Below are 26,548 nucleotides of genomic sequence, written 5' to 3'. Positions count from 1 at the left end.
GCATGATCATGCCGAGTTACAAGACCGTCGGGCGAACGATTGATGTCCTTTGTATGAAGTGGATCGTCTTTTCATCCAGATTATTGGAATGGTTCTACGTGCCCGCTTAGACAGTATTATCCGAATACCGGTAACCTAGAGGCGTTCTAATTGCCGCGAAAAGCGACTGCCCGGAACGATCCTGGACGGCGGCAAATATTGCACATTACGTCGCAGTTTATATCAACTCCGAAGAACAATGCTTACGAAAAGAGCCTTATTTTAACACTCTGTAATTCCGAACACACCAACAACAGCCCCCCAAGGGTCCACCGAGCAAAGGGTCTTTCATACTTTCTATACTTTCCTTCAAGCCCTCCGCACCCAAATCACACCCACAAGCAGTGAAATTGCCATTACTACTAAGGTCGTCTTGAAATAGGGCGGCATATAGGTAAATTCCACCGTATGATCCCCAGGCTGGATGGAGGTGCCGAGGAAGGCATAATTCACCTGTTCGATATCCCGCTTCTCACCGTTCACCTCGACCTGCCAGCCTTTTTCATAAGGAACCGGAATGGCCATATAGCCATGGGAATCCGATTGCAGGTTTTCGATGGTTATGTTGTTTCCATCCATGGTTATTTCAGGCTTCTGCTCGTCTTCTGATTCTTCGTGTACTTGTTCTAATGTCTCATAATCTTCCGCATAAAGCTCAAGATCCGTGAGGGTGTAATCCCCCTTTGGCAACCGTATGGAAATGGTCTCATCCTTTGGAATGCGGATGGTGATATCATTTACATTTGTCTTGTAGATGGATGTCCGCGATTTCCGGCTCGTCTGGAATTCGTTGACATGCAGCCCGAAGCCTGGCGCGTCTTCAACATTATTTAGCAGATGAAAGGATACATAATAATCCTCGGTATCTGTGTCCTGTGCATCTTCTGGGATCGTAATGTCCAGGCCGCCTTCTTTTTCCGTAATCAGCAGGCGACCATCAGTATAGGTCCCACCGACAGATTCTACAGTAGCCTGATCGATCAGGTTGCCATTTTGTGGAACATCCTCCGCCGCACTGGTACTGCCTTTGACCACAAGCCCCTGCAACATTGCCTGCTCCCGGTCAAGGACGTGACTATTTTCGAGCGCCGCCTCACTGTAGATCTGATCAGAAGTCCGAACAAATGGCAGGACATTGGTATTCTCATAGACGATATAATTTTCGCTATCCATATAGGGTTCAAAACCGTACGGGATATTTACTTCCTCCCCTTTTTCAAACATGGCATACTTCCCACGCCACATGCTGTGAAGATTTGCTCGGTCCCCGAATCCGGAATAACGGCTGACACTCTCCCGCTTCATATCAATTTCGAGATCGTAATAATAAAAGTTAAGAAGATGCTGGTTGAGAATGCTTGAATACACACTTGTACCAGGAAACTCCTGGATGATCGGCGTGTTATTCCTGGAGTCCGTCACCCAGCTCACCCTAGACAGGGCGGATGGATCCGATTCAAGTACTCTATCCATCAATTCCTGCTGCTCCTTTGAATCATACTGGTCGCTTACAATGTAGTCCTTGGTGGTAGTATGAACCCCACCGTCTACGTACAGTTTGTGGAACTGGTATTGGTTCATGATAATCAGCTGTGACAGGACAATGACTGTAAGCAGGCCATACCACGCCAGCTTTCCAAATTTCGTTTGCAGATATACCAACAGCAGAACCAGAGCTGCTAATATCGGAAAGGAAGCTGATGCCAGACTGGTGATTTCATACGTAGGATCTGCAAAATAAAATAACGCATAAACGGCTGCCAACCATATTCCCAATTGAATCACCTGTTTGGGCTTCAATTTCTGTAAGTATGGTAGACCGGCAGCGACTGCACCGCCCATCGTAAAGGTGGCTAGGTATTCAAACCGTTGCTGTGGGGCGGAAAGGCCGTTAAAGAAGCTTGCCGCCCACGGAATAAAATGGAGAATAAGCATAAACAGGCTTAATACCACAAACAGCCGGAACTGCGGTTTTTTGTACAGGAAAAAGAGCCCGAGCATCAACACGAAGATTGCTGGAACAATCACATACGCACTGTCATACAGAATGTTGCTCGTTGACGACAATATCGGGATCTCGGCATCATATGGTGGCCGAACGTTCTGCAGGAACCCCCATACGGCAGGGATAAATCCGACCGAGCCAATACCGAACCCAAGGAGTACAGATATGCTAAAGTATTTTATCTGTATGCGTTTTGCGATCTCTTTTGCATTCAGAGGGAATAGCCACCTGGCGATGATATACAACCCTGTAAAAAAACCATTGATATAGGCAAAGTAGAAATTGTCAAAAAAGGAAATAGCAGTCGCGGCAATGAGCCAGCCTGGTTTTTTCTCCCGGATGATCTTTTCCACCCCGAAAATCAGTAGTGGTAGCCACAGGAAAGCATCTCCGAAAAATTCCCAGAACGTCACATGCCGGAAATACATGGCGGACACTCCATACATAATCGCACCGATGAACGAAGGAATCAATCGCATGTTCATATAGCGAAAGACATATGTAGTGATCATTAGTATCAGGGTGAGACGAATGATGCTGATGAACACGGTCGCTTGGGCCCAGAACAGCACATCCGGTGCGTGGATGGCCGACAGGGATTCCAGAGCGAAGACCACCGCTGTAATCAAAAAGAAAAAGATATTGATTCCATAATAATAGGCAAGCTGTGTGTAAGTGCCACCTCCCAGACCGAATTCAAAGGAATAGAAGAAGTTTCCGCTGGTGAACTGTTCATAAAGCATCGCGCGAAGAGGAACCATCTGGGACAAGCCGTCATTCGGCCCTGCCATATAGACGCCCTGTGTCCACTGATAGAGGAAAAAGGCATGCGCCAAGATCGCGATGAATAGGCTGGCACCCACCAGCAGGATCCATTGTTTGTTCGTCATGATTGTTCACGCCCTACCTCTTCAAAATTTTACTGGTAATGAAAAATGTGATCGGCACGGTGAATATTACTGCAGCAAGCGGCGCAATATTCCCATTCCAATTTAGCAGATCGACAAAGATGTAGATCAACAGGGAAGAAACCGAGATATTGACCACCTGTGTGAAAGGGAACAGAAGGAATTTGGACAACGTGGGCTTCACCTTATAGGTAAAATACACGTTCAGGAAAAATGATATGAGCATGCTGATAAGAAAGCCAAGGAGGTGGGAAGGGAGATAATGCCAATCCAGCAGATTATAAAAAGTAACATAGAAAATATAGTAATTCGCGGTATTCAATCCGCCTACAATCACAAACCTAAAAAATTCGTTGTTCAGTCGTTTCATTTTTCTTCCCTTTCCGTATTACTTTCCTTTACCAGATAATGGGGCCTGTTTTTGGTTTCAGAATAAATTCTTCCCACATATTCCCCGATCACACCAAGGCTCACGAGCTGCACCCCGCCAAGGAATAGAATAGAAGAAATAACCGTGAAATAACCTGGTTCATCCACGCCTTGTAAAATGATCATCAAAAACATGGAGAAAATATAGATCAACCCAAGAAGAAGACTAATCAAACCGCAATAAAGCACAACACGAAGCGGCCGCTGATTAAAGGAAAGAATCCCTTCTACCCCGTAATTAAGCAGCTGCTTAAAAGACCAGTGGGATACCCCGTTCTGCCGCTCGACGTTCTCGAAATACACCGTCTTTTTCTCAAAACCAATCCAGGAAAACAGCCCTTTTGAAAAACGGTTTCCCTCACTTAGTTCCAATATTGCTTCTATTGCCTGCCTTCCCAGTAACCGAAAATCTCCTTCCCCGTCTTTCAACTCCACCTGCACGACCTTATTGATCACCTTATAATAGAGGGAAGAAAGGAAGGAACGTGATTTGGCCTCACCATTCCGATCCCTTCTTGCGACCACCTGTTGATACCCTTCTTGGTATCCTTCCAGAAGCTTGGGAATCAGCGAGGGGGGATGCTGCATATCCGCATCCATAATAATAACCGCTTCCCCCTTTGCATGCTGAAGCCCCGCAAGCAGAGCGGATTCCTTGCCAAAATTACGCGTAAAAGAAACATATTTCACGTTTGGATATGTATTTGCAAGCGTACGGATTGTCTGCAGCGTATCATCCTGGCTGCAGTCGTCCACAAAAATAACCTCATAGGAATAAGAAAGACCAGCAAACTCTTCCTCCAACGCTTCATTTACTGGATAGATATTCTCCTCTTCGTTGTATGCTGGGATAATGATGGAAACTTTGGAATTGCTCATGCTGTACCTCCGACCGACTATTACAATGAAATTTTTATTATGGTATTAGATTACCCTGCTTTTGAAAGATCCAAACTTGCTGGATGTGGAGTATTGCAATACGAGGTGTTGTTTCTTTCGGTTTGGTGTTGTGCTCTCCCGAATTGGTGTCGCGCTCTCCCGGTTTCCAGGAGTTCTCTCCCGATTTAGTGTCGCGCTCTCCCGATTTGACGCTCGGATCTCCCGGTTTTGCACGTTGTGCTCTCACTATATGGTTGATCCTATCGCTGTGTGGTTTATATCCCCATTTATACAACAAAAAAGACTACAAACTAGTAGCCCTTTTCATACTTTATTGTTTACACGTCACCAGGCTAGACCGAATCTCCAGGAAATAAAATCCTCTGCTCCTTCCTGGCTTTCTCCAATCCATCTACAACTTGCCTGCTTCTTTCCAATAACCAATCATGGTACGAGCTATCATTCGCTTCAATCATTTTCACAAAGGCTTCAACTTCATATACCATGTCTAAATCATGTTGCGTCTGTCCTAGCTCTTGCGTTTCTTTCGATGTTAGATCATACAATTGCAATGATTGAATTGGGGCAAGATGATCCATGGTTAATGTCCCATTCTCTCCATGAATTTCAGAAGGAATGGTTCCCTGAGCGATTTTCGAACACATAATGGTTACATGAAAACCATCATACGTGACAATTAACGTCCCGCTTCCGTCAATCCCGTTTGATAATAACACAGGAAAATAGGCAACATCCTTGGGCTCACCAAATAAATCGATTGCCATACTTAACGGATAGACGCCCAAATCCATTAATGCCCCGCCCGCAAATTCCTTGGAAAATACGTTTGGAACACTTCCGCCTTTATAAGCATCATAGCGGGAAGAATATTGTATAAACTGCAACAACACACTGCGAACCTGTCCCACTTTTGGTAATGTACTTTTTAACATTTTATAATTAGGAGAAAATAAATGCCTATATCCCTCAAAAATAAACACACTATGCTTCTTTGCTTGCGTTTTAATTTCATCTAATTGCTGACGCGTATACACCATCGGTTTCTCACAAAAAATATGCTTTTTATATTCCATACACTTTACTATATGTTCAAAATGCATGCTATTTGGTGAAGCAATATAAACGAAATCTGTGTCTTCTTCCAGCATTGCATCAAGATTCGTGTACCACTTTTGTGCTGCATTTTTCGCTGCAAATTTCTTCGCTGTTTCTTCTGAGCGTGAGTATACAGATGTAAGGTTTGCTTTTCCTGACTGATTAGCAGCTGCGATGAAGCTTTTAGTTATCCAGCTTGTTCCAATTGTAGAAAACTTCATCCTAAATCACTCCTTCTCCTGTGATTCGTTTGATTTATCATCATCCGGAAGCGGATCGACCGAATGCTTGTATGCATATCCCTTGGACAGCGTCAACAGTGACAACAACAAAACTCCTATCACAACTATAATGGAAACAATTACCACAATAATATAATCTCCCATTTTCAAGCCCTCACTTTACGCAATATCACTGCAATAATATCTTGTTTGCTACCATTCTGTCTATCTATGAATTAATATTTTAAAATTCTAAAAAATACAATGTACTTATGCATATTTTGCGTATCTAAAAGGAAATTGCAATAAAACGCAGTATTTTTCGGTATACGTATTTATAACTCATTTAATAAAAGAATTTGCAGTTATTTTACAAATAATCTAAAAATACTGGGTTTGTATGAATTATAATTTACCTATAACATTATATTATGATTGCTCGTTAGAATCTTGGCATTCACTAAAGGGGTTTTTTGCAATTTTATACTTTGGAATGCAAGCCATTTTAGAATGCCCCATTTGCCAAGATAATCCCCTTCTATCCTGCAGTTTTTTTTTCGAGTTTCATAGGTGATTTATACCTAGTATAAAAGTCATTTTTCATTAAAAACTTGGCTTTTTCTAAGCTTTTATGGCAAAAGGCTTAGTTGCACTTATGCATTAAAGAAAGTTTTATACTTTCTTTAATGCCAAGAGAAAGGTTTTACATTTTTTCAAATTATAAAGGGAGGTCATTTAGAAATGAAAAAATTATTACTTAGTTTCGTGTTTTTGCTAGCCGTTGTTGTACTAGCAGCTTGTGGGGGATCTGATGAAGAGGCAGGCGGCGAAAGTGGAGATAATGGAGACGGGGAAAGTAGCTCTGATTCAGGTAGTAAACTAGAAGAATTACAGGAATCCGGTACGGTAACAGTTGGTTTTGCGAATGAAGAACCATACGGATATCAAGGAGACGACGGAGAACTAAAAGGGGCAGCGGTTGATATAGCGAAAGCCGTTTTTGCTGAGCTTGGGGTTGATGAAATGGATGCCCAACTACAGGATTTCGGCCAATTAATTCCTGGACTAAACGCAGGACAATATGATCTTGTTACGGCAGGGATGGCAATCACACCTGATCGTTGTGAAAATGCAATATTTGCTGAACCGGAAATGGTATATGGGGAAGGGCTTGTTGTTCAGGCAGGAAACCCATTAGGTATAGAGAGCTATGAAGACATTGCTAATAACCCTGATATTAGGGTCTCGGTAATGTCTGGAGCGACAGAAGTTGGTTATTTAGAAGAAATGGGTGTAAGCGACGGCCAAGTAACAACTGCTCCGGATATTCCAGCAACATTCTCTGCTGTTCAAGCAGATAGAGCCGACGTTACAACAGCAACAGAAATGACGCTTAGACTAGCAATGGAAACTTCTGATGAATCACAGATTGAATTCGTAGAGAACTTTGAACAACCGGATATTGAGGGCGTGCCAAGCTATGGTGCACCAGCGTTTCATCCAGATAACACCGAACTTCGTGATGCCTACAACGAAGCACTTCAAGGATTAAAAGAAGATGGTACAGTAGCTGAACTCCTAGAGGCAAATGGATTTGATCCAGAGAGTAATTTCGTAGCTGCAGGAGAAGTTACAGCAGAATCAGTATGTAGCGGAGAAAATTATTAATTCACATTAGAAGTACTAAAATAGTTACTCCATAGGGTCTAGCTCCTCGCCCAAGGGGAGCTGACCCTATATTTTTTACAACTTGACTTCGGAGTGTTGTTAACGTTAAGTGAATCAATAATACAAAGGAGTGATGACAATTAATGCGATGATGGAGATATTCCCAGTATTAATGCAAGGGATTACGATTACAATTACTGTCCTTCTTGCTGCGGCCTTTTTTGGATATTTAATGGCATTTGTTGCCGGATTATGCCGCCTTTCAAATAATATAGTACTACGAAAATTCACCGGTTTTTATGTGGAAGTATTTCGCGGTACTTCGCTAATCGTTCAATTATTCTGGTTATATTACGCAATCCCGATACTTTTTGGAATTGAACTTGGCAGTAATTGGTGGGCAGGTGTCATTGCCATTGCCTTAAACTATGGAGCATATATGTCTGAAGTTGTACGCGGGTCGATTCTTTCCGTAGCTAAAGGGCAAACGGAAGCTGCCACAGCACTTAATATGTCACGTTTTCAACGGATGCGCCTTGTTATTTTCCCGCAAGCTGTACGTATGATGTTACCGGAATTTGGTAACTACCTTATTCAAATGTTAAAAGCTACATCACTCGTATCGCTAATTGGGATGACAGATATATTATATTATGGAGATATTTTAAGAAGCAACGATTTGTCACAGGCACCAGTTGTGTACCTGTTAGTGCTCGTATTCTACTTTATTATGGCACTTCCTTTAATATGGCTGACCCGTAAAATGGAGCAAATTTCCAAGAAAGGGGTGGCTAGTTAATGAATAACAATAGCTGGAGCTGGGAGACATTCTTTGACGCCTTCCCTATCGTTATCCAAGGTATTGGAATAACGTTGGGCTTAACCATTACGTGTTACTTATTTGCATTAGTATTTGGTTTAGTTTGGACATTTCTAAGAAGAATACCAAATAAACCCTTTCACTGGGTTGTTACATGGGTAATGGAATTTATTCGTTCCACTCCACCACTTGTTCAATTATTCTTTATTTATTATGCATGGCCAATGATCCCTGTTGTCGGGGTAACCTTAAGTCCATTTACAAGTGCGGTACTCGGCCTTGGTATACATTTTAGTACGTATATTGGAGAGGTTTACCGTTCAGGTATTGATAATGTCGATAAAGGGCAATGGGAAGCTTCCCGTGCATTAAATTTTTCAACCAGACAAAAATGGACTAAAATTGTATTACCACAAGCGATACCTCCTACTGTACCAATGCTTGGGAATTACCTGATTATTATGTTTAAGGAAGTTCCACTGGCATCGACAATAGGTGTTGTTGGTATTTTGCAAATGGCTAACAATTACGGGGCACAACATTGGACTTATATTGAACCATTAACGATTGTGGCAATTCTATTCCTGGTAATGAGTTATCCATCTGCCATTTTAATTAAAAAATTAGAGAACAGAGTAAATGGAAACTTTAACAAAAAGTCAGCATTGAGTACCATTGAAAAAGGGGGAGCGGCCTAATGTTAGAACCTATTGTACAATTTAAGGATATTCACAAATCATTTGGCGACGTTAAAGTCTTAACAGGAATTGACCTGGATATTAAACCAGCTGAAAAAGTTGCTATTATCGGACCAAGTGGTTCTGGTAAAACAACGATTATTCGTATGTTAATGACATTGGAAACACCTACATCAGGTGACATCATCGTCGATGGCGTAAATCTTTGGAAAATGGAAAAGAACGGTAAAACTTCTCAAGCGAATGAAAAACATCTTAGAGAAGTGCGTGACGAGATAGGGATGGTATTCCAGCACTTTAACCTATTCCCACATATGACCATTTTAAAAAACTGTATGTCAGCACTCATCCATGTTCGAAAAGTGGATAAAGAAGAAGCACGGAAGCGATCCACCGAAATGCTGGAAAAGGTGGGACTTGGTGATAAACTGGAAATGTACCCAAGTCAGCTCTCCGGTGGCCAGAAGCAGCGTGTAGCAATGGCACGAGCCCTGGTTATGCGTCCAAAAGTGATGTTATTTGATGAGGTAACGTCAGCACTTGACCCTGAGCTTGTTGGAGAAGTGCTTGAAGTCATTCGGGATCTGGCTAAAGAAGGCGAAATGGCAATGATACTCGTTACACACGAAATGGAATTTGCACTTGATATTGCCGATAAAGTCTTATTCCTGGATGATGGTGTCATTGCTGAACAAGGACCTCCAAGCCAAGTGCTTGAACATTCAACAAATGAGCGCCTGCAAAGCTTTCTGCATCGTTTCAGAAGATAGATATAGCGCCTCTGCCTGTGTGGCAGGGGCGCTTTTTTTATTTGAGCAGACGATTTTGTTTGTTCGGCGTTTAGTGCTGTTTGTCCCGCGCTCAAAGTAGTTGATCCAGCGGTCAGACTGGTTTGTTCCGCTATCAGCGCTATTTGTCCAGCGGGCACTCTCTTTTGTCCCGCGATCATCACTATTTGTCCAGCGATCATCACTATTTGTCCAGCGTATAGCACTCTTCGGCCCACGCTCGCTCACCCCACCCCCACAAAAAAACTGCAGACACCCTCAATCAGGATACCTGCAGCTTGTATACTAGTCTTCCCCAATAATCTTCACTTCACGCTCAAGGTTAACGCCGAATTTCCCTTTGACCGTGTCTTGCACATGATGAATTAAAGCGATATATTCTTTTGCCGTTGCGCCGTTTTTGTTTACAATGAAGCCGGCGTGTTTCAGTGACACCTGAGCCCCTCCAATTTCCTGGCCTTGAAGCGCGCTGTCCTGAATCAACTTCCCTGCAAAATATCCTGGCGGCCGTTTAAATACGCTACCACAAGACGGATACTCGAGTGGTTGCTTCGATTCACGCTTATAGGTAAGGTCATCCATGATTGCTTTTATCGCCCCGTATTCACTTGCTTTTAATGAAAACGTAGCTTCTAAAACAATATATCCTTTTTCAGGAATGTTACTGGTGCGATATGACAAATCCAGTTGATCAGCATTTAGATCCAAGAGGTCCCCTTCCAGATCAACTACCTTGGTACTTACAAGAACATCCTTAATTTCACCACCATATGCCCCTGCATTCATGAACAGTGCTCCACCTACAGAGCCCGGAATACCACAAGCAAATTCCAGACCGGCGAGTTGCTCGCTTAAAGCTGCTCTTGAAACATCGATAATCCTTGCTCCGCTTTGTGCGACAATGATATTCTCATCTGTTTTAATGGAAGTCAGCTTTTGCAGGTTCATAACAATCCCGCGAATACCACCATCTTTAACAATCAAATTAGACCCGTTTCCAAGTAAGGTAAATGCAATTGCTTCCTTGTTTGCAAGCTTTACAATTTCTTGCACCTGTTCATACGTTTCCGGTGTTACTAAAAAATCAGCCTCTCCGCCAAGATGGGTGTACGTATGATTTTTTAAGGGTTCATTCACCATCACATTTTTCTCTGGTGTTAGCTTTATTAGTTTTTCGTACATATGATGATAATTTACCACCTATATCATTCCTTTAGAAAGTTTTTCCGTTCCATTTATATAATTATATTCATCTGTACTATTGTAAGTTATTACGGACCATCTTGCCACAGAAAAGAATGAATTATTTTATCAACCTGCTTGCTTTCGTGCAGGGCACTATGTCCTAGCCTCTCGTTTTCAATCATAATCTCATCCAATTGATCGCTCGGTACGATGTTTCGTATTGCCTGTACACTCTCCGGCACAGCTACTGTATCACCTGTACTGCCAATACTAAGCACATCCGTATTTTCCGGAATCGTTTTATCATGCAGCAACTGAAGTGCAAGTGAACCCGGTTTTAAATCGATTGCGCCCGCATCACGATGAATTTGAAAATATTCATGACTGTAAATCCCATTAAAAGGGCTACCGATCGTGATAAGTTTATTTACATCCGGATATGCTTCTCCCTCATAATCCTGCAAATACTTAAGTGAGACAATTCCGCCCATCGAGTGGCCGACAAGGTTAATAGAATCAATCGAATAGGCTTCTTTCATGTGATTCAAAGCGGAGGATAGCCAATATGTTGTATCATCAAAGCTGGCTCGGTTGTTTTCAAAGATAACTTGTACCAAGGTTGGTTCACGTTTCCCTTTGCTCAGATTATATTCCCGTACGTTGCCCCGGTCGGAAACATAATATACTAACGCTTTATTTGCCCATTGATAGGAGTTTTCAAACCGATCCAGCATGAACCCGAATGAATTGGTTGTTCCTTTATAACCATGAACAAAGACCGTTGGATCACCATTATAATGTTCAGATTTAGCTTTATTTGGCATATATAAAATAGCGGCGACACCAACTATCATAATTAATGATGATGTTAAACTTATAATGAGCTTCTTCTTCAAGCATTTTCCCTCACTTACTTAAACCGTGTTTAGACAATAATTCTCTTCTTATTATTATAGCATTTATGGAACATTTTATCGAAGACAATTATATGAAGTTTACGTTAACTTCTCAATCTTATGAAACACCGGCTTACGATCTGCAAATGTAGCCACATACCTGAATCCAATGGCTTGAAGCATTTTCAGGGATTCCTTAAATTGATAGGCTAGGGTTGTTTCCACATGGGAATCGGAACCTATGCTTAAAATTTCACCACCACATTCTTTGTATAAGTTTAAAATATCCGCACTTGGCATGCCGCTTTCTAGACCATATCGCACGCCCGATGTATTTAATTCAATCCCCTTCCCTTTTGAAATAATTTCGTTGAAAATTTGGGTGAGGATATCATGAAAATCGTTGTTGCTTTTTTCCTGGCTGTAACGTTTAATCAAATCCACATGTCCTAATACATCAAAGTTTTTATAGTTTTTTACGCAAAACAGCAGCTCCTCGTAGTATGCTTGATGAGCCTCATCGACCGTACGATTTTTAAAAAAGTCTCCTGAATGTAAGTCCTTTTTTTCAGTTGTATGCATGGAACAAATGACAAAATCAAATGACTCATTTTGCATAAGTGTTTCATATCTAGTTAATAAATGTGGCTGCACGCCAATTTCTATTCCCTTTTTTATCTGTATTTTTTCTGCATAGGCAGCTCGCATTTCTTTTAATTTCCTATCATACTGATCCAAATCAAATTCGAATTGGATGGATGTATCCGGATAATCATAATCAATATGCTCGGTAAAACAAATTTCCTCCAAACCTAGTTTTATCGCTTGTTCAATTGTGTTTTCCATTGGTGTCTTGCAATCTGCTGAAAAATTACTATGGATATGGTAATCAAACATGAAAAATTCTCCTTACTTTTTGGAATTTGTAGTGACCGCTGCGGAAAAACACTACGCTTTCCGTGGGCGGCTGGTGAGCCTCCTTGTGCTACGCACTGCGGGGTCTTACCTATGCCTTTCCTTCCACAGGAGTCTCCGCGTTTTTCCTCCGCTATTATTCACTGATATCAACCATTGATTTTGATGTTGACCTTATTTTTTTGTTGACTTTTTTCTTTATACTTATTAGAATACTATATAACTTTACTTAAATAAAGCGATAAAGTAATAAAGCGAAAGTGAAAGGAGATTTACGATGCAGCAATACATGATTGATAACAGTCAGAATACGGGTGTTGAAGATTTTCAAATGAGAGATAGTCTTATAGAAACACTTAAGTGTCGCTTTACTACTTACGGCTATAAACAAATACGGACATCTACATTTGAATCGTATGATTTATATGCCGGGCTTACTGGAACGGTCAATAAAGATGAAATGATAAAAGTTGTCGATGCTTCCGGAAAAGTTATGGTACTAAGGCCTGATGTAACCATTCCGATAAGCCGAATGACAGCATTGAACAACACCAATTATCCGCGCGTTTTCTATGTATTGGATGTCTTTCGCCAAACACCAGCCGGAGATGAACAAAAAGAAAGAACACAGGCCGGGATTGAGTATTTTGGTGAAAATACAGCTCAAAGTAATGCTGAAGTACTGATGTTAGCGATTCACACATTGAAAGATCTAGGCTTTTCCAATTTTAAAATAGAAATCGGTCATGCAGGCTTTTTTAAAGAACTTGTGGAAAAAGCAGCTATAAAACCGGATGATTTAGAGGTTCTGCTGGCACTTATTCAATCAAAAAACATCGTAGAAATAAAGCCTTTTCTTGAAAATTTGGCTATCGATACGGATTTACGAACAGCTATACAAGCAATACCGCTATTATACGGTGATCCCTTAAACGTGATAGAGCGGGCAAAAGAAATTATTCAAAATGAGAACATGCAAGCAATCCTGCAAAGCCTGAGTGATGTATTTAATGTGCTGAAGGATTATCAAGCAGAAGATTATGTGGTGTTCAACCTTGGCTTAATTAATAATATGAATTATTATTCCGGGATTATTTTTCAGGGATTTGTAAATAACGTTGGCAAGCCTGTGTTGATGGGTGGAAGATATGACAATTTAGGTGTGCAGGAAAACAAGCAGATGCCGGCAATTGGATTTGCTTTTGAAATTGATTATCTGTTAGATGCACTGCGTCAGCAAAATTTAGCCACAGGTCATTCCGCTCCTCCAGATATGGTGATTTATTATGTAAAGGATAAGCAAAAGGTTGCTTTAGCCGCGGCTTATCAACTGCGGGAAGAAGGCTATCAGGTTTTAACATTTCCAAATGATACGAACGGGGAAGTTAACGCTCTGTATACAGTGCGTTACGAAAAAAATAAGCAGCTGCTTCGCGGAAACAACGAAACGAAAGATTTCACTGGTACGGAGGAGCTCGTTGCACGGCTTCAAGCGAAAAGGGAGGATTTGTAATTGGAACCTATAACACTAGCCATGGCAAAAGGACGGACAACGGAAGACACGATGGCTCTTTTAGAAACTGCAGGTATATATTTTACGGATCTCCACGAGAAAAGTAGAAAACTAGTCTTTTATAGTGCTGATAAAAGTATTAAATTAATTTTTGTTAAAGCTGTCGATGTCCCCACATATGTGGAAAAAGGCGCAGCGGATATTGGAATCGTGGGAAAAGACAATATTCTCGAAGCACAAGCGGATGTATATGAAATGCTTGATCTAAGGCTTGGAAGATGTAAATTTGTTGTTGCTGGAAAACCCGATCAGTATCCGGAAAAAAACCTTACTATCGCATCAAAATACCCGGCAGTTGCAAAAAAGCATTTTCAGAAAAAGGGTACATCGATTGAAACTGTAAAATTAAATGGATCGGTTGAACTGGCCCCACTTATCGGGCTGGCTGACATAATTGTCGATATTGTGGAAACAGGCAACACCATAAATGAAAATGGATTAACCATTTTTGAAGAATTAGAGGATATTAGTACAAGATTAATTGTGAATAAAGCCAGTTTTGCTACGAAATCTGCCTCTATCGATCTTTTTATAACCAATTTAAAATCTTCCTTGGAGTGATTTGAATGAAAATAATAACAGCAGAAAAGTTCATGGCTTCCGATGAGCGTTCTTCCATACAAACAGAGGACGGGAAACTGGATCAAACCGTATTGGAGATACTAAAAGAAGTTAGGAAAAATGGCGATAACGTCCTATCCTACTATACCGAAAAATTTGATGGCGTTAAATTAGACGATTTTATCGTATCTGAGCAGGAATTTATCGAAGCAAGACAGTTGGTTAATACTGAATTTATAACTTCTATCAAGCAGGCAAAAGAAAATATTACCACGTTCCATCAGGCTCAAACCGAACAATCCTGGTTTATGAATCAAAGGCCAGGGATTGTGCTGGGACAAAAGGTTACGCCCCTCGAAAACGTCGGTGTCTATATTCCGGGGGGGAAAGCCGCTTATCCATCGTCGGTTTTAATGAATGTAATACCAGCAAAATTAGCCGGTGTGGAAAACATTCAGATCGTTACCCCACCACTTGAGGACGGTAAAATAAATCCACACGTACTTGTAGCCGCGGAAGAAGCCGGTGTAGACAAGATCTATAAAATCGGCGGCGCGCAGGCAATTGCTGCACTTGCTTATGGCACGGAAACGGTTGGAAAAGTGGCGAAGATTGTTGGCCCTGGGAATGCTTATGTTGCTAGAGCCAAAAAGTGGGTATTCGGGGATGTAGCGATTGATATGATTGCCGGACCCAGCGAAATTTGTGTAGTAGCAGATGAAACCGCTACGCCCAAATTTGTCGCTGCAGACCTACTATCCCAGGCAGAGCATGATGAATCGGCAAGTGCGATATGTGTAACAACAAGTGCTGATCTAGCAGATAAGATAACCGCAGAAATAGAAAGACAAACCGCCATACTTGAACGAAAAGAGATCATTCAGCAATCATTGGATCAGAATGGAAAAATTATTATTGCAGATGATGTGATGAATGCAATTGAGGTGGTTAATGAAATTGCGCCTGAGCATCTGGAGCTAATGATTGAAAACCCAACCGAAAAGCTGCCGTACATTAAAAATGCCGGCGCAATTTTTATAGGAAACTATTCACCCGAGCCTTTAGGTGATTACTTTGCAGGGCCGAATCATACATTACCGACAAGTGGTACGGCTCGTTTCGCATCCCCGCTCGGTGTTTATGATTTCGTGAAAAAATCGAGTATTATTAGCTATTCACAAAAGGCGTTGCTCGAAAGTGCGGAGCAAATTAAAACCTTAGCTAATACAGAAGGACTAACAGCACATGCAAATGCCATTGAGATTAGAAAGGATGATCCGGATGCGTAATTACAAGTTAAATAGAATAACAAGTGAGACAGCAATCGATTTGGACTTTACGATTGATGGTTCGGGGGCTTCTCAGGTCGATACGGGGGTTGGCTTTTTCGACCATATGCTGACACTGATGACCAAGCATGGTTTATTTGATCTACAAGTGACTTGCGCCGGTGATTTGGAAGTAGATCAGCACCATTCCGTAGAAGATATCGGAATTGTAATGGGGCAAGCCTTTCATCAAGCGCTGGCAGGTAAAGAAGGCATCACGCGTTATGCATCCGTCACTTCGCCAATGGATGAGGCCTTAGCTACGATTTCCCTGGATATTAGCGGGCGTTCTTATCTTGTTTATAATGTCGAGGGGCTGAAGGATAAGGTTGGGGCGTTTGACACCGAGTTAGTAGAAGAGTTTTTCTTGAGCTTTGTGCGCCATGCCGGCGTAACCCTTCATATTAATCTCGCATATGGGAAAAACACACACCATATCATAGAATCTATTTTCAAAGGATTCGGCCGAGCACTAGATCAGGCCAGTCAGAAAAATGAGCGAATTAAAGGTGTACCCTCTACGAAAGGCGCACTATAGGGGGTCTGTCCCCCACCGCTTTATCACATTAGCGTAGCGGGGTCAGACCCCAAAAAGGAGATAAAATATGATCGCAATAATAGACTATGGCGCTGGGAATATTAAGAGCCTGCAGTTCGCTTTAACGAAGCAAAATATGGATTCTGAGTTAACCACGGATCCTAAAGTTATCAAAAACAGCAAAGCCATCATACTTCCTGGGGTCGGGGCATTTAACGATGCCATGGAGGCACTGAACAAGTTAGGATTAATAGAAGTACTAAAACATGAAGCTGCTGCTGGCAAGCCGATGCTAGGAATCTGTTTAGGTATGCAGTTATTTTACGAGACCAGCTATGAAGATGGCATGTGGAATGGGCTTGGCTTACTCCGCGGTGAAGTTAGCCGTATCAGCAACTCCGTCAAGGTTCCACATATGGGATGGAACACGTTAACACAGGAAAAGGAGAGCCCCTGGTTTACTAAAATCACAGACAGTGCATATGTGTATTTCGTTCACTCCTATGCCGTCTCAAGCTTTCAGGAAGAAACACTACTAGGCAGCACCGATTACGGCGGAAAAATTCCAGCCATCGTACAAAAAGGCAATATTACCGGCATACAATTCCATCCGGAAAAAAGTGGTGCAACAGGCTTGCAGCTCTTACAAAATTTTGGGGAGATGATTTCATGATTCTTTTTCCAGCAATTGATATTAAAGACGGGAAATGTGTCCGCCTTATTCAGGGTGATTACAGTAAAGAAAAAATCTATAGTGAAGATCCTGTAGAAATTGCAGCGAGCTGGGAAGAACACCTTGCCAAGTATTTGCATATCGTTGACCTTGATGCTGCAAAAACAGGAGAAACCAGTAATAAAGCCTTAATCAAATCTATCACAGAACAAACTACCATTCCTGTCCAATTAGGGGGCGGCATTCGTTCACTACAAATCATAGAAGAATATATTGCTGCTGGAGTTGATCGCGTCATCATTGGAACAGCAGCCATTAATGATAAACATTTTCTAAAAAAAGCTATTCAAACATATGGGGATAAAATAGCCGTATCGATTGATGCACGTAATGGCTATGTCGCAACAGATGGCTGGACGAAGACAAGCACCATAAAAGCCGTTGACCTCGTTAAAGAGCTGGAAACAACCGGCGTCCAAACGATTATTTATACCGATATCGCAAAAGACGGGATGTTGCAGGGGCCAAATTTCAGCGAATTGCAGGCAATCAATGAGGCTACTTCCATGAACGTCATTGCCTCAGGCGGCGTTACTTCCAAGAGCGATGTCAAACGATTAGAAAACTTACATTTATATGGCGTCATTATAGGCAAAGCTTTATATGACGGGAGATTAGATTTTGAAACAGTCATGGAGGGTGATCCACATGCTCGCTAAACGAATTATCCCCTGCCTGGACGTTGACAACGGCAGGGTTGTCAAAGGGAAAAAATTTCAAAACATCCAGGATGTAGCGGATCCGGTGGAATTAGCTAAACGATACAACGAGGCTGGTGCCGACGAGCTGGTTTTCTATGACATCACGGCATCCAATGAGGACAGAGATATTTTCCTGGATGTTGTGGAAAAAGTTGCAGCAGAAATTGCGATCCCTTTTACGGTTGGTGGCGGAATTCGTTCATTGGAAGATATTCATAGAGTCCTGCGTGCTGGGGCAGATAAAGTCTCCATTAATAGTGCTGCTGTTAACAATCCTGAGCTTATCCGGGAAGCAGCTTTAAAATTCGGCACACAATGCATCGTTCTATCCATTGACGCAAAGGAGTCCTCTGCGTGTTCGTGGCAGGTGTACACAAAAGGTGGCCGAAATAATACTTCTATGGACGCCATCGAATGGGCAAAACATGGTGAGCAACTTGGTGCTGGTGAAATTGTTGTAAATGCCATTGATGTGGATGGTGAAAAGAACGGGTATAATCTGGCTTTAACGAAAAGAATTTCCGAATCGGTTAATATTCCAATTGTTGCCAGCGGCGGCGCAGGAACAAAAGCGCATTTCTCTACTGTATTAAAGGAAGGCGGTGCAGACGCGGCATTGGCAGCATCTGTTTTTCACTATAGCGAAATTCAATTACCAGCGTTAAAAAATTACTTGGAAGCAAAAGAAATTATCGTAAGGAGGGAGCCCTCATAATGGAAGTAGATATAAAGCAACTAACCTTTGATGAAAATGGGCTTATACCAGCAATCGTACAAGACGCTGAAACCGGAAATGTATTAACCCTAGCCTATATGAATGAAGCATCGATCTTGAAAACCATCCAAACGAATGAAACATGGTTTTTCAGCAGAACACGCCAGAAACTTTGGAATAAAGGAGAAATCTCCGGAAACAAACAACAAGTGAAAAAAATAACATTTGATTGTGATGCCGACGCGCTACTCGTTCAAGTAAAACCGTTAGGACCTGCATGTCATACCGGAGAGAATACTTGCTTTCATCAGGTTCTGCATGAGCAAGAAGCAGTCACAACCGACGTAATTTATACCATCGCCCACAAAATACGTGAGCGTCGCATGCAGCCTGCTGAAGGTTCTTATACCACCTATCTTTTCAATGAAGGAATCGATAAGGTTCTAAAAAAAGTTGGCGAAGAGGCAAGCGAAGTTATCATCGGTGCAAAAAACACAGACAAACAAGAAGTTACATGGGAGATTTCGGATCTGATTTACCACACACTTGTTTTAATGGAAATAGTTGATGTTAGCATAGACGATCTCAAAAAAGAACTCCACGGCCGGCATGTTCAAAAAGAGGGTAATGCCAGTGAGTAACTTTTGGAGCACGGTTGCTAGTCGGACCGAACCATATGTACCTGGTGAACAGATTGATCAGGAAGACATCATTAAGCTGAATACAAACGAAAACCCATATCCACCATCACCAAAAGTGATTGATGCGATAAGTAAGGAACTTGACCGAAAATTAAATCTCTACCCGTCACCAACCGCCGATCAGCTAAAAGCTGAAATTGCGGCATATCATAACCTATCACAGGATAATATTTTTGTTGGAAACGGCTCTGATGAGGTATTGGCATTTTCCTTTATGGCTTTTTTTGAACCTGGTAAAGCCATTCGCTTCCCAGCCATTTCGTACAGCTTTTATCCAGTTTATGCCAAACTGTTCAATATTTCCTATGAGGAAGTCCCCTTAAACAGGGACTTCACAATACCTGTGGAGGCCTTTTTCCAATCAGAAGGCGGAGTCATTTTTCCAAATCCGAATGCGCCCACAAGTATCTATATGGATTTGGATGGTGTCACTGAGATTTTAGAAAATAATCCGGATCAAGTCGTGATTATAGATGAGGCCTATATTGACTTTGCATCAGAATCTGCAACGTCGCTGATTCATAAATACGATAATTTACTCATCGTACAGACCTTGTCAAAGTCACGATCACTCGCCGGATTACGAGTAGGGTTTGCGATGGGAAATTCGGATCTTATTGAGGCATTAACCCGTATAAAAGACTCGTTCAATTCCTATACACTTGACCGACTGGCTATTGCCGGTGCCGAAGCTGCTGTAAAAGACACCGAATACTTTACAGCCACCATTGAAAAAGTTATCCATACGAGGGAATGGGTTATAGCAGAAATGAAAAAACGCGGATTCCATGTGCTACCATCACAAACTAATTTCGTTTTTGCATGTCATTATAATAAAACAGCCGAGGAACTCTATACGAAGCTTAAACAGGATAGTGTGCTCGTACGTCATTTTAAAAAACCAGCTATCGATAACTATCTTCGGATTACCATTGGAACAGATGAGAATATGGAAATTTTCTTTGAAAAATTGGATAGGATAATGAACGCAGAGAAGTCCCGGAGTTAATTCCGGGACTTTTTCTTATTATACCTCCAGATAAGACGGCAGTACCGTACTTCCCATTAAATAATCATCCACTTTCCGAGCTACTTCACGACCCTCATTAATCGCCCATACGATCAGGCTCTGCCCTCTTCTGGCATCCCCTGCCGCAAAGACATTTTCCGCATTTGTCGTAAAGTCTCCATATTTGGCTTCTATTTTGTTTCTGCTTGTATTTACGCCAAATTGATTCAATACTTCAGGTTCAGGTCCTTCAAACCCAATTGCGATGAGCACAAGCTGCGCTGGCCAAACCTTTTCAGTACCAGGAATCTCCTGAAGCACAAGATTTCCGTCTCCGTCTCTGACTTTTTCCATTTCAATGGTATGAAGTTCTTTTAATTTCCCGTTTTCATCCGAGACAAAGCGTTTTGTCTGGATGGAATAGTGACGAGGGTCCTCCTCGAATTTGGCTGTTGCTTCCTTAAGCGCATATTCCATCGTAAATACATGCGGATACTCAGGCCAAGCATTACGTTCAGTCCTTGCGAGCGGGAGCTTCGGATGTTTGCCAAATTGCGTTACACTGTTGCAGCCTTGACGAAGTGCTGTTGCGATACAATCAGCACCTGTATCTCCCCCGCCAATAACGATAACATTCTTTCCTTCTGCATCAATAAATTCACCCTCTTCTAACTTGGAATTCAGCAGGCTCTTGGTGGACGTTGTCAGGTAATCCATCGCAAAGTGGATCCCATTTGCATTTCTACCTTCCATATTTAAATCACGTTGCTTCTGGGCACCTGTACAGAGAATTACGGAATCATGCTGACCCTTTAACTCTTCTGCTGAAATATCTCTTCCAACTTCGGTATTTGTAACAAAATCAATCCCTTCCTGCTCCAGTAACCTGATTCTTCGTTCCACAACTTCCTTCTCAAGCTTCATATTAGGAATACCATATGTCAGCAATCCACCAGCATGTTCCCCGCGTTCATAAACTGCCACCGTATGTCCCGCCTGATTCAGCTGATCTGCACTGGCTAATCCGGCTGGACCGGAACCTACGATTGCGACCGATTTCCCGGTACGTTTTTTCGGAATCCTTGCTGTGATCCAGCCATTTTCAAAACCTTTATCAATAATCGTACGCTCAATACTTTTAATGTTTACCGCCGGGTCAGAAATAGCAACAGTACATGAACCTTCACATGGGGCAGGACAAACTCTGCCTGTAAATTCCGGGAAATTATTTGTCTTTAATAATCGCTCCAATGCCTCTTTCCATCTCCCGCGATATACCAAATCATTCCATTCCGGTATTAAATTATAGATCGGACATCCTGTTGTCGCCCCGTTAATCTCTTCACCCATTTGGCAAAAGGGAGTCCCGCAGTCCATACACCGCGCCCCCTGTGTTTGCAATACCTCATCTGAAAAAGGAGCATCATATTCTTTCCAGTCGCCAATTCGCCTGAGCGGATTGCGCTCTTTGGCCTCTTCACGTTGATAATCCATGAATCCGGTTATTTTCCCCATCTACATGCTCTCCTTTCTCACGTCACCAATACTTTTTGTTTATTGGTCTGCGCGTCAATTGGTTTATCGTTCTTTGTTTGAAATGCTTTCATTGCAGCTTCTTCATCTGTTAAACCAGCATTCTTCTGATCTTCAATTCTATCAAGCATTAACTTATAATCTTTTGGAATAACCTTCACGAATTTAGGGAGACTGTCTTCCCAATTATCAAGTACATAGCCGCCTTTTTGACTTCCTGTGTAATAATAATGATGTTGAACCATTGATTTGATTTTCTCCATCTCCTGATTGTCTGCCAGCGTTTCAAATTCAATCATTTCCTGATTACACATATGCTTGAACTTTTCCACATCTTCAGAAAGTACATAGGCGGTTCCACCTGACATCCCTGCAGCAAAGTTTTTACCTACATCTCCTAATATGACGACGTCACCACCGGTCATGTACTCACATCCATGATCACCGATTCCCTCTACAACAGCACTTGCTCCACTATTTCTAACTGCGAACCGCTCGCCTGCAATACCGTTAATATATACCTCTCCACTTGTGGCGCCATAAAGCGCAACGTTGCCGGCAATAACATTATCAGGTTCGCTTGGCTTAGCCTCTTCCGGCGAAGATACAATAATCTTGCCACCCGATAGACCTTTTCCAACATAGTCATTGGCGTCACCGGTCAATAATAAGGACATGCCATTTGGTATATAGGCACCTAAGCTTTGCCCGGCAGAGCCTGTGAACCTCAGCGTAATGGTGTCTTCCGCAAGTCCTGATTCACCGTAACGCATCACTATTTCACTGCCGACAATCGTCCCCACCACTCGGTTAATATTTTTGATGGGATACGACAGGTCAACGCTAGTTCCGTGTTCGATAGCAGGTTTTACTGCAGGCAAAATTTCACTTATATCAAGAGATCCATCAAGGTGATGATTTTGGCTAATTTGATGGGTTCTTGGGCCGTCTGCTTGGAAAAGCAATGTGGATAAATCCAACTGTTTTGCCTTCCAATGCGTTTTAGCCCGTTCACTTACCGTTAAAACGTCTGTACGCCCGATCATTTCTTCCATTGTCTTAAAGCCTAATTCTGCCATAATTTCTCTGACTTCCTCTGCAATAAAGTGCATGAAGTTAACCACATGCTCCGGATCGCCCATGAATTTTTTCCTGAGTTCCGGATTTTGGGTCGCAATTCCGACAGGGCATGTATCCAAATGACAGGCCCTCATCATAACGCAACCAAGCACAACGAGTGGTGCTGTAGCAAATCCGTACTCTTCCGCCCCGAGTAATGCAGCCATAACAACATCTTTCCCTGTCATGAGCTTTCCGTCTGTTTCGAGTACAACCCGTTTCCGCAAATCATTTAACATAAGAGTCTGATGCGTCTCAGCTAAGCCAAGTTCCCATGGCAAGCCTGTGTGTTTAATACTTGTTTTCGGTGAAGCTCCTGTTCCACCATCATAGCCACTAATGGAAATCACATCTGCGGATCCTTTTGCCACACCTGCAGCGATTGTCCCAATCCCAGCCTTTGCTACAAGCTTTACACTGACACGCGCATGCCGATTAGCATTTTTTAGATCATGAATGAGCTGGGACAGATCCTCAATCGAATAAATATCATGATGCGGCGGCGGGGAAATAAGTCCGACACCGGGAGTTGAACCGCGTACACCAGCCACCCAAGGATAAACCTTATTTCCAGGAAGCTGTCCTCCCTCACCCGGTTTTGCTCCTTGCGCCATTTTTATCTGAAGTTCATCAGCATTTACAAGGTAGTGGCTTTTAACCCCAAATCGTCCTGAAGCAATTTGCTTAATCGCACTTCGCTTCGTATCACCATTTTCATCCAGCCTATATCGGTTCGGATCTTCTCCACCCTCACCACTATTACTTTTGCCACCAATGCGATTCATTGCAATAGCAAGTGATTCGTGCGCTTCCTGACTCAATGAACCGAACGACATAGCACCCGTTTTAAATCGTTTAACAATCGATTGGGCGGACTCTACCTTCTCCATTGGTACAGGGGTTGCTGCTTTTTTGAATTCAAACAAGTTCCGCAGAAAATTTAGCCTTTCTTCATTTGCAGCTTTTGAATAGGTTTTAAATAAATCATAATCCCCTCTCCGGCTCGCCCATTGCAGCGTATGGATCGTTTTCGGATTAAACGCATGATGTTCTCCTGATTTTCTCCACTGAAAATCACTTCCCGAATCCAATGTCTCGTCAAAATCATTTTCATACGCAGCTTTATGACGTTTCATCGCTTCTCTCGCAATCGTCTCGATCCCTATTCCGCCAAGTTGAGAAGCAGTACCAGTAAAATAGCGGTCGATAACCTTATTACTTATTCCAATTGCCTCAAATATTTGTGCACCACGATAGCTTTGAATAGTGGAAATACCCATTTTGGACATGACTTTTACGATACCTTCTGTTATACCGTCGATATATTTACTTACAGCCTCCCCGTAGCTTTGAGATATATGCTCTTCGTCAATAACCTCGGCGAGTGTCGCATACGCAAGATAAGGATTTATAGCGTTGGCTCCGTATCCAATTAATGCTGCAAAATGATGTACCTCTCTCGCCTCTCCTGTTTCTGCGATAATGCTTACCTGTGTACGGTTACCGCTGCGAATCAAATGCTGATGCAAGGCACTTACAGCAAGAAGTGACGGAATAGCAGCTGCATTTTCATCCATATTACGATCTGATAACACAAGAATACTGATCCCCTCTGCAATCGCCTTTTCCGCTTTTGTAAAAATGAGTCCCAATGCCTTTTCAAGGTCATCCGAAAACAATGTATCTATTGTTCTACTTGTAAAACCTTCATACCTATTCTCCTTCAATAATCGGAGCTGGTTATTTGATAAAACGGGTGTATCGATTTGAAGACGACGTACGTTCTCCCCAGTTGGATGCAGCATATCACCTTCAGGCCCCAGCAAACTCATAGTTGATGTAACGAGCTGTTCACGATACGCATCGATTGGAGGATTTGTCACTTGTGCGAATAGTTGCTTGAAGTACGAAAACAAGGATTGAGGTTTTTCAGATAATACTGCTAAAGGCACGTCATTTCCCATCGAACCAATGGGATCTTTTTCTTCTGTTACTACAGGAATAACATATTTATGAACATCTTCATACGTATAACCAAATGCTTTCTGTCTTGTCGTTAAATCTTTAAACGGCCTATCCGCTTCTGCATTCACCTTATTTTTGATTTTTACGAGATTCTCATCCAGCCATTGTCGGTAAGGATAAGCCTCACTCATTTCTGCCTTAATTTCGTCATCTGAAATAATCCGTCCTTCTTCTAGATCAAGCAAAAGCATTTTACCCGGACTCAGGCGGTCTTTATATAACACATTACTTTCATCAACATCGATTACACCAACTTCTGATGAAAAAATAAGGTAATCATCTTTTGTCACATAATATCTAGCTGGACGCAATCCATTTCTGTCTAAAATAGCACCGATCTGTTTGCCATCTGTAAAGGAAATCGTCGTAGGACCATCCCATGGTTCCATTAACGCACTGTGATACTCATAAAAAGCCCGTTTTTCCTTTGATATATGCGGGTTATTCGCCCAAGGCTCAGGAATCAGCATCATAGCCGCATGAGCAGGTTTCCTTCCTGCTAAAATAAAGAATTCGAGTGCATTATCCAATGTGGCTGAATCACTGCCATCTGAATCCAAAATCGGTAATACCTTCTTTAAGTCCTCACCGAATGCATCGGATACAAACTGCCTTTCACGTGCACGCATCCAGTTTATATTCCCTCTTAATGTATTGATTTCCCCGTTATGCATTAAATAACGATTCGGATGCGCTCTTTCCCAGCTTGGGAACGTATTTGTACTGAAACGGGAATGAACAAAGGAAAAAGCCGATACAAAGTCCTCATCCTGCAAGTCAATGTAAAATGTGTCCAGTTGCTCCGGTGTCATTAACCCTTTATAGACAATCGTCCGACTAGAGAGACTGGTGAAATAAAAACGCTCTTCACGTTCAGCAGCGACTCTTTCCACCTGTCTGCGAATGACGTATAACTTGCGTTCAAATTCAAAGTCTTCGTTGATAGAGGTATCTGCACCAATAAATACCTGCCGTATAATAGGACAGCTTTCTATAGCTTTCTGTCCGATGTTTTCTTGTTCAACTGGTACCGTTCTCCAGCCAAGCACTGTCTGCCCTTCTTTCATAATCAATTTATTTATCCGGGACTCCATCGTTTCCCGGTTTTGATCATCATTGGAGAAGAAAATCATCCCGACACCATAGTGCCCTTTTTCAGGTAAGTTCATATTTGCACAAACTTTCCTGAAAAATTCATCCGGGATTTGAACCATTAATCCTGCACCATCGCCTGTAGACGCATCACTTCCCTGTCCGCCGCGATGATCCAGTTGCCGAAGCATATGCAGTCCTTGCCTCACGATATCATGAGTTGGAATTCCATTTATATGCGCATATAAGCCGATCCCACATGCATCATGTTCAAATTCGGGGCGATAAAGGCCTTGTGCTTTTGGTATTTGATTATAACCCATCGATAATTCCTCCTCATTATAGTTTTGATC

At 42.1% G+C, this 26,548-nt stretch carries 23 protein-coding genes; 13 read left to right on the top strand and 10 right to left on the bottom strand.

Annotation, left to right across the window (positions count from 1 at the left end; translation table 11 throughout):
* Window positions 1–348: 348 nt before the first annotated feature.
* From KFZ58_RS03060 to ytzI, 5 genes are all read right to left on the bottom strand, one after another.
* Window positions 349–2,934 (bottom strand): YfhO family protein, encoded by a 2,586-nt coding sequence (locus tag KFZ58_RS03060; protein WP_235793393.1) that lies wholly within the window; start codon window positions 2,932–2,934, stop codon window positions 349–351.
* A gap of 13 nt (window positions 2,935–2,947) precedes the next feature.
* A complete protein-coding gene (locus tag KFZ58_RS03055; RefSeq protein ID WP_235793392.1) occupies window positions 2,948–3,322 on the bottom strand; it encodes a GtrA family protein in 375 nt (124 codons plus the stop codon).
* Window positions 3,319–4,260, bottom strand: coding sequence for a glycosyltransferase family 2 protein (locus tag KFZ58_RS03050; protein WP_235793391.1), 942 nt, complete (start codon window positions 4,258–4,260; stop codon window positions 3,319–3,321). The genes KFZ58_RS03055 and KFZ58_RS03050 overlap by 4 nt, the downstream gene beginning before the upstream one ends.
* Before the next feature lie 353 nt (window positions 4,261–4,613).
* Window positions 4,614–5,597, bottom strand: a complete 984-nt coding sequence (locus tag KFZ58_RS03045; RefSeq protein WP_235793390.1) for a Gfo/Idh/MocA family protein — start codon at window positions 5,595–5,597, stop codon at window positions 4,614–4,616.
* Between the two features lie 6 nt (window positions 5,598–5,603).
* Window positions 5,604–5,762: a YtzI protein gene (gene ytzI / locus KFZ58_RS03040; protein WP_235793389.1), complete on the bottom strand. Its 159-nt coding sequence runs from the start codon at window positions 5,760–5,762 to the stop codon at window positions 5,604–5,606.
* Window positions 5,763–6,338: 576 nt separating this feature from the next.
* Between ytzI and ehuB the strand changes: the two genes are divergently transcribed.
* From ehuB to ehuA, 4 genes are all read left to right on the top strand, one after another.
* On the top strand, window positions 6,339–7,265 hold the full coding sequence (gene ehuB, locus KFZ58_RS03035) for an ectoine/hydroxyectoine ABC transporter substrate-binding protein EhuB (RefSeq protein WP_235793388.1): 927 nt from the start codon (window positions 6,339–6,341) through the stop codon (window positions 7,263–7,265).
* Between the two features lie 133 nt (window positions 7,266–7,398).
* Window positions 7,399–8,064, top strand: a complete 666-nt coding sequence (gene ehuC / locus KFZ58_RS03030; RefSeq protein WP_235794644.1) for an ectoine/hydroxyectoine ABC transporter permease subunit EhuC — start codon at window positions 7,399–7,401, stop codon at window positions 8,062–8,064.
* Window positions 8,064–8,783 (top strand): ectoine/hydroxyectoine ABC transporter permease subunit EhuD, encoded by a 720-nt coding sequence (gene ehuD, locus KFZ58_RS03025; RefSeq protein ID WP_235793387.1) that lies wholly within the window; start codon window positions 8,064–8,066, stop codon window positions 8,781–8,783. The genes ehuC and ehuD overlap by 1 nt, the downstream gene beginning before the upstream one ends.
* Window positions 8,783–9,553 (top strand): ectoine/hydroxyectoine ABC transporter ATP-binding protein EhuA, encoded by a 771-nt coding sequence (gene ehuA, locus KFZ58_RS03020; protein WP_235793386.1) that lies wholly within the window; start codon window positions 8,783–8,785, stop codon window positions 9,551–9,553. The genes ehuD and ehuA overlap by 1 nt, the downstream gene beginning before the upstream one ends.
* 303 nt (window positions 9,554–9,856) lie before the next feature.
* Here the strand turns inward: ehuA and murB are convergent, their stop codons facing one another.
* The 3 genes from murB to KFZ58_RS03005 form a co-directional block, all read right to left on the bottom strand.
* Complete coding sequence (gene murB / locus KFZ58_RS03015; protein ID WP_370642412.1) at window positions 9,857–10,753, bottom strand: UDP-N-acetylmuramate dehydrogenase; 897 nt, start codon at window positions 10,751–10,753, stop codon at window positions 9,857–9,859.
* A gap of 89 nt (window positions 10,754–10,842) precedes the next feature.
* Window positions 10,843–11,652 carry an alpha/beta fold hydrolase gene (locus tag KFZ58_RS03010; RefSeq protein ID WP_235793384.1) on the bottom strand — a complete coding sequence of 270 codons (810 nt, stop codon included), beginning with the start codon at window positions 11,650–11,652 and terminating at the stop codon, window positions 10,843–10,845.
* Between the two features lie 99 nt (window positions 11,653–11,751).
* Window positions 11,752–12,549 carry a histidinol-phosphatase HisJ family protein gene (locus KFZ58_RS03005; protein WP_235793383.1) on the bottom strand — a complete coding sequence of 266 codons (798 nt, stop codon included), beginning with the start codon at window positions 12,547–12,549 and terminating at the stop codon, window positions 11,752–11,754.
* Window positions 12,550–12,844: 295 nt separating this feature from the next.
* On the opposite strand from KFZ58_RS03005, the gene hisZ reads away from it, so the two are divergent.
* The 9 genes from hisZ (at window position 12,845) to hisC (ending at window position 20,426) form a co-directional block, all read left to right on the top strand.
* Window positions 12,845–14,080 carry an ATP phosphoribosyltransferase regulatory subunit gene (hisZ, locus tag KFZ58_RS03000; RefSeq protein ID WP_235793382.1) on the top strand — a complete coding sequence of 412 codons (1,236 nt, stop codon included), beginning with the start codon at window positions 12,845–12,847 and terminating at the stop codon, window positions 14,078–14,080.
* Window positions 14,081–14,701, top strand: coding sequence for an ATP phosphoribosyltransferase (hisG, locus tag KFZ58_RS02995; protein ID WP_235793381.1), 621 nt, complete (start codon window positions 14,081–14,083; stop codon window positions 14,699–14,701).
* A 5-nt stretch (window positions 14,702–14,706) separates the two neighbouring features.
* Window positions 14,707–15,990 (top strand): histidinol dehydrogenase, encoded by a 1,284-nt coding sequence (gene hisD / locus KFZ58_RS02990; RefSeq protein ID WP_235793380.1) that lies wholly within the window; start codon window positions 14,707–14,709, stop codon window positions 15,988–15,990.
* Window positions 15,983–16,567, top strand: coding sequence for an imidazoleglycerol-phosphate dehydratase HisB (hisB, locus tag KFZ58_RS02985; protein ID WP_235793379.1), 585 nt, complete (start codon window positions 15,983–15,985; stop codon window positions 16,565–16,567). The genes hisD and hisB overlap by 8 nt, the downstream gene beginning before the upstream one ends.
* A gap of 67 nt (window positions 16,568–16,634) precedes the next feature.
* Window positions 16,635–17,240: an imidazole glycerol phosphate synthase subunit HisH gene (hisH, locus tag KFZ58_RS02980; RefSeq protein ID WP_235793378.1), complete on the top strand. Its 606-nt coding sequence runs from the start codon at window positions 16,635–16,637 to the stop codon at window positions 17,238–17,240.
* Window positions 17,237–17,959: a 1-(5-phosphoribosyl)-5-[(5-phosphoribosylamino)methylideneamino]imidazole-4-carboxamide isomerase gene (hisA, locus tag KFZ58_RS02975; protein WP_235793377.1), complete on the top strand. Its 723-nt coding sequence runs from the start codon at window positions 17,237–17,239 to the stop codon at window positions 17,957–17,959. The genes hisH and hisA overlap by 4 nt, the downstream gene beginning before the upstream one ends.
* Window positions 17,949–18,716 carry an imidazole glycerol phosphate synthase subunit HisF gene (hisF, locus tag KFZ58_RS02970; RefSeq protein WP_235793376.1) on the top strand — a complete coding sequence of 256 codons (768 nt, stop codon included), beginning with the start codon at window positions 17,949–17,951 and terminating at the stop codon, window positions 18,714–18,716. The genes hisA and hisF overlap by 11 nt, the downstream gene beginning before the upstream one ends.
* Complete coding sequence (gene hisIE / locus KFZ58_RS02965) at window positions 18,716–19,357, top strand: bifunctional phosphoribosyl-AMP cyclohydrolase/phosphoribosyl-ATP diphosphatase HisIE (protein WP_235793375.1); 642 nt, start codon at window positions 18,716–18,718, stop codon at window positions 19,355–19,357. Before hisF ends, hisIE begins: the two co-directional genes overlap by 1 nt.
* Window positions 19,350–20,426, top strand: coding sequence for a histidinol-phosphate transaminase (hisC, locus tag KFZ58_RS02960; RefSeq protein ID WP_235793374.1), 1,077 nt, complete (start codon window positions 19,350–19,352; stop codon window positions 20,424–20,426). Before hisIE ends, hisC begins: the two co-directional genes overlap by 8 nt.
* Before the next feature lie 18 nt (window positions 20,427–20,444).
* On the opposite strand, the gene KFZ58_RS02955 is transcribed toward hisC, so the two are convergent.
* The gene (locus tag KFZ58_RS02955) at window positions 20,445–21,941 is read right to left on the bottom strand and encodes a glutamate synthase subunit beta (protein ID WP_235793373.1); all 1,497 of its coding nucleotides are present in this window, start codon (window positions 21,939–21,941) and stop codon (window positions 20,445–20,447) included.
* A gap of 17 nt (window positions 21,942–21,958) precedes the next feature.
* The gene (gene gltB, locus KFZ58_RS02950) at window positions 21,959–26,518 is read right to left on the bottom strand and encodes a glutamate synthase large subunit (protein ID WP_235793372.1); all 4,560 of its coding nucleotides are present in this window, start codon (window positions 26,516–26,518) and stop codon (window positions 21,959–21,961) included.
* Window positions 26,519–26,548 lie beyond the last annotated feature (30 nt).

The organism is Virgibacillus sp. NKC19-16 (genome assembly GCF_021560035.1).
Classification (GTDB): Bacteria; Bacillota; Bacilli; order Bacillales; family Amphibacillaceae; genus Virgibacillus_L; species Virgibacillus_L salidurans.
The sequence above is the reverse complement of the archived record's forward strand: the minus strand, read 5'-3'. Positions and strand labels throughout refer to the sequence as shown.

Coding starts and splice junctions, on each gene's coding strand:
- KFZ58_RS03060 (WP_235793393.1), bottom strand. CDS start 2,934: ATGACGAACAAACAATGGATCCTGCTGGTGGGTGCCAGCCTATTCATC.
- KFZ58_RS03055 (WP_235793392.1), bottom strand. CDS start 3,322: ATGAAACGACTGAACAACGAATTTTTTAGGTTTGTGATTGTAGGCGGA.
- KFZ58_RS03050 (WP_235793391.1), bottom strand. CDS start 4,260: ATGAGCAATTCCAAAGTTTCCATCATTATCCCAGCATACAACGAAGAG.
- KFZ58_RS03045 (WP_235793390.1), bottom strand. CDS start 5,597: ATGAAGTTTTCTACAATTGGAACAAGCTGGATAACTAAAAGCTTCATC.
- ytzI (WP_235793389.1), bottom strand. CDS start 5,762: ATGGGAGATTATATTATTGTGGTAATTGTTTCCATTATAGTTGTGATA.
- ehuB (WP_235793388.1), top strand. CDS start 6,339: ATGAAAAAATTATTACTTAGTTTCGTGTTTTTGCTAGCCGTTGTTGTA.
- ehuC (WP_235794644.1), top strand. CDS start 7,399: ATGACAATTAATGCGATGATGGAGATATTCCCAGTATTAATGCAAGGG.
- ehuD (WP_235793387.1), top strand. CDS start 8,064: ATGAATAACAATAGCTGGAGCTGGGAGACATTCTTTGACGCCTTCCCT.
- ehuA (WP_235793386.1), top strand. CDS start 8,783: ATGTTAGAACCTATTGTACAATTTAAGGATATTCACAAATCATTTGGC.
- murB (WP_370642412.1), bottom strand. CDS start 10,753: ATGTACGAAAAACTAATAAAGCTAACACCAGAGAAAAATGTGATGGTG.
- KFZ58_RS03005 (WP_235793383.1), bottom strand. CDS start 12,549: ATGTTTGATTACCATATCCATAGTAATTTTTCAGCAGATTGCAAGACA.
- hisZ (WP_235793382.1), top strand. CDS start 12,845: ATGCAGCAATACATGATTGATAACAGTCAGAATACGGGTGTTGAAGAT.
- hisD (WP_235793380.1), top strand. CDS start 14,707: ATGAAAATAATAACAGCAGAAAAGTTCATGGCTTCCGATGAGCGTTCT.
- hisB (WP_235793379.1), top strand. CDS start 15,983: ATGCGTAATTACAAGTTAAATAGAATAACAAGTGAGACAGCAATCGAT.
- hisH (WP_235793378.1), top strand. CDS start 16,635: ATGATCGCAATAATAGACTATGGCGCTGGGAATATTAAGAGCCTGCAG.
- hisA (WP_235793377.1), top strand. CDS start 17,237: ATGATTCTTTTTCCAGCAATTGATATTAAAGACGGGAAATGTGTCCGC.
- hisF (WP_235793376.1), top strand. CDS start 17,949: ATGCTCGCTAAACGAATTATCCCCTGCCTGGACGTTGACAACGGCAGG.
- hisIE (WP_235793375.1), top strand. CDS start 18,716: ATGGAAGTAGATATAAAGCAACTAACCTTTGATGAAAATGGGCTTATA.
- KFZ58_RS02955 (WP_235793373.1), bottom strand. CDS start 21,941: ATGGGGAAAATAACCGGATTCATGGATTATCAACGTGAAGAGGCCAAA.
- gltB (WP_235793372.1), bottom strand. CDS start 26,518: ATGGGTTATAATCAAATACCAAAAGCACAAGGCCTTTATCGCCCCGAA.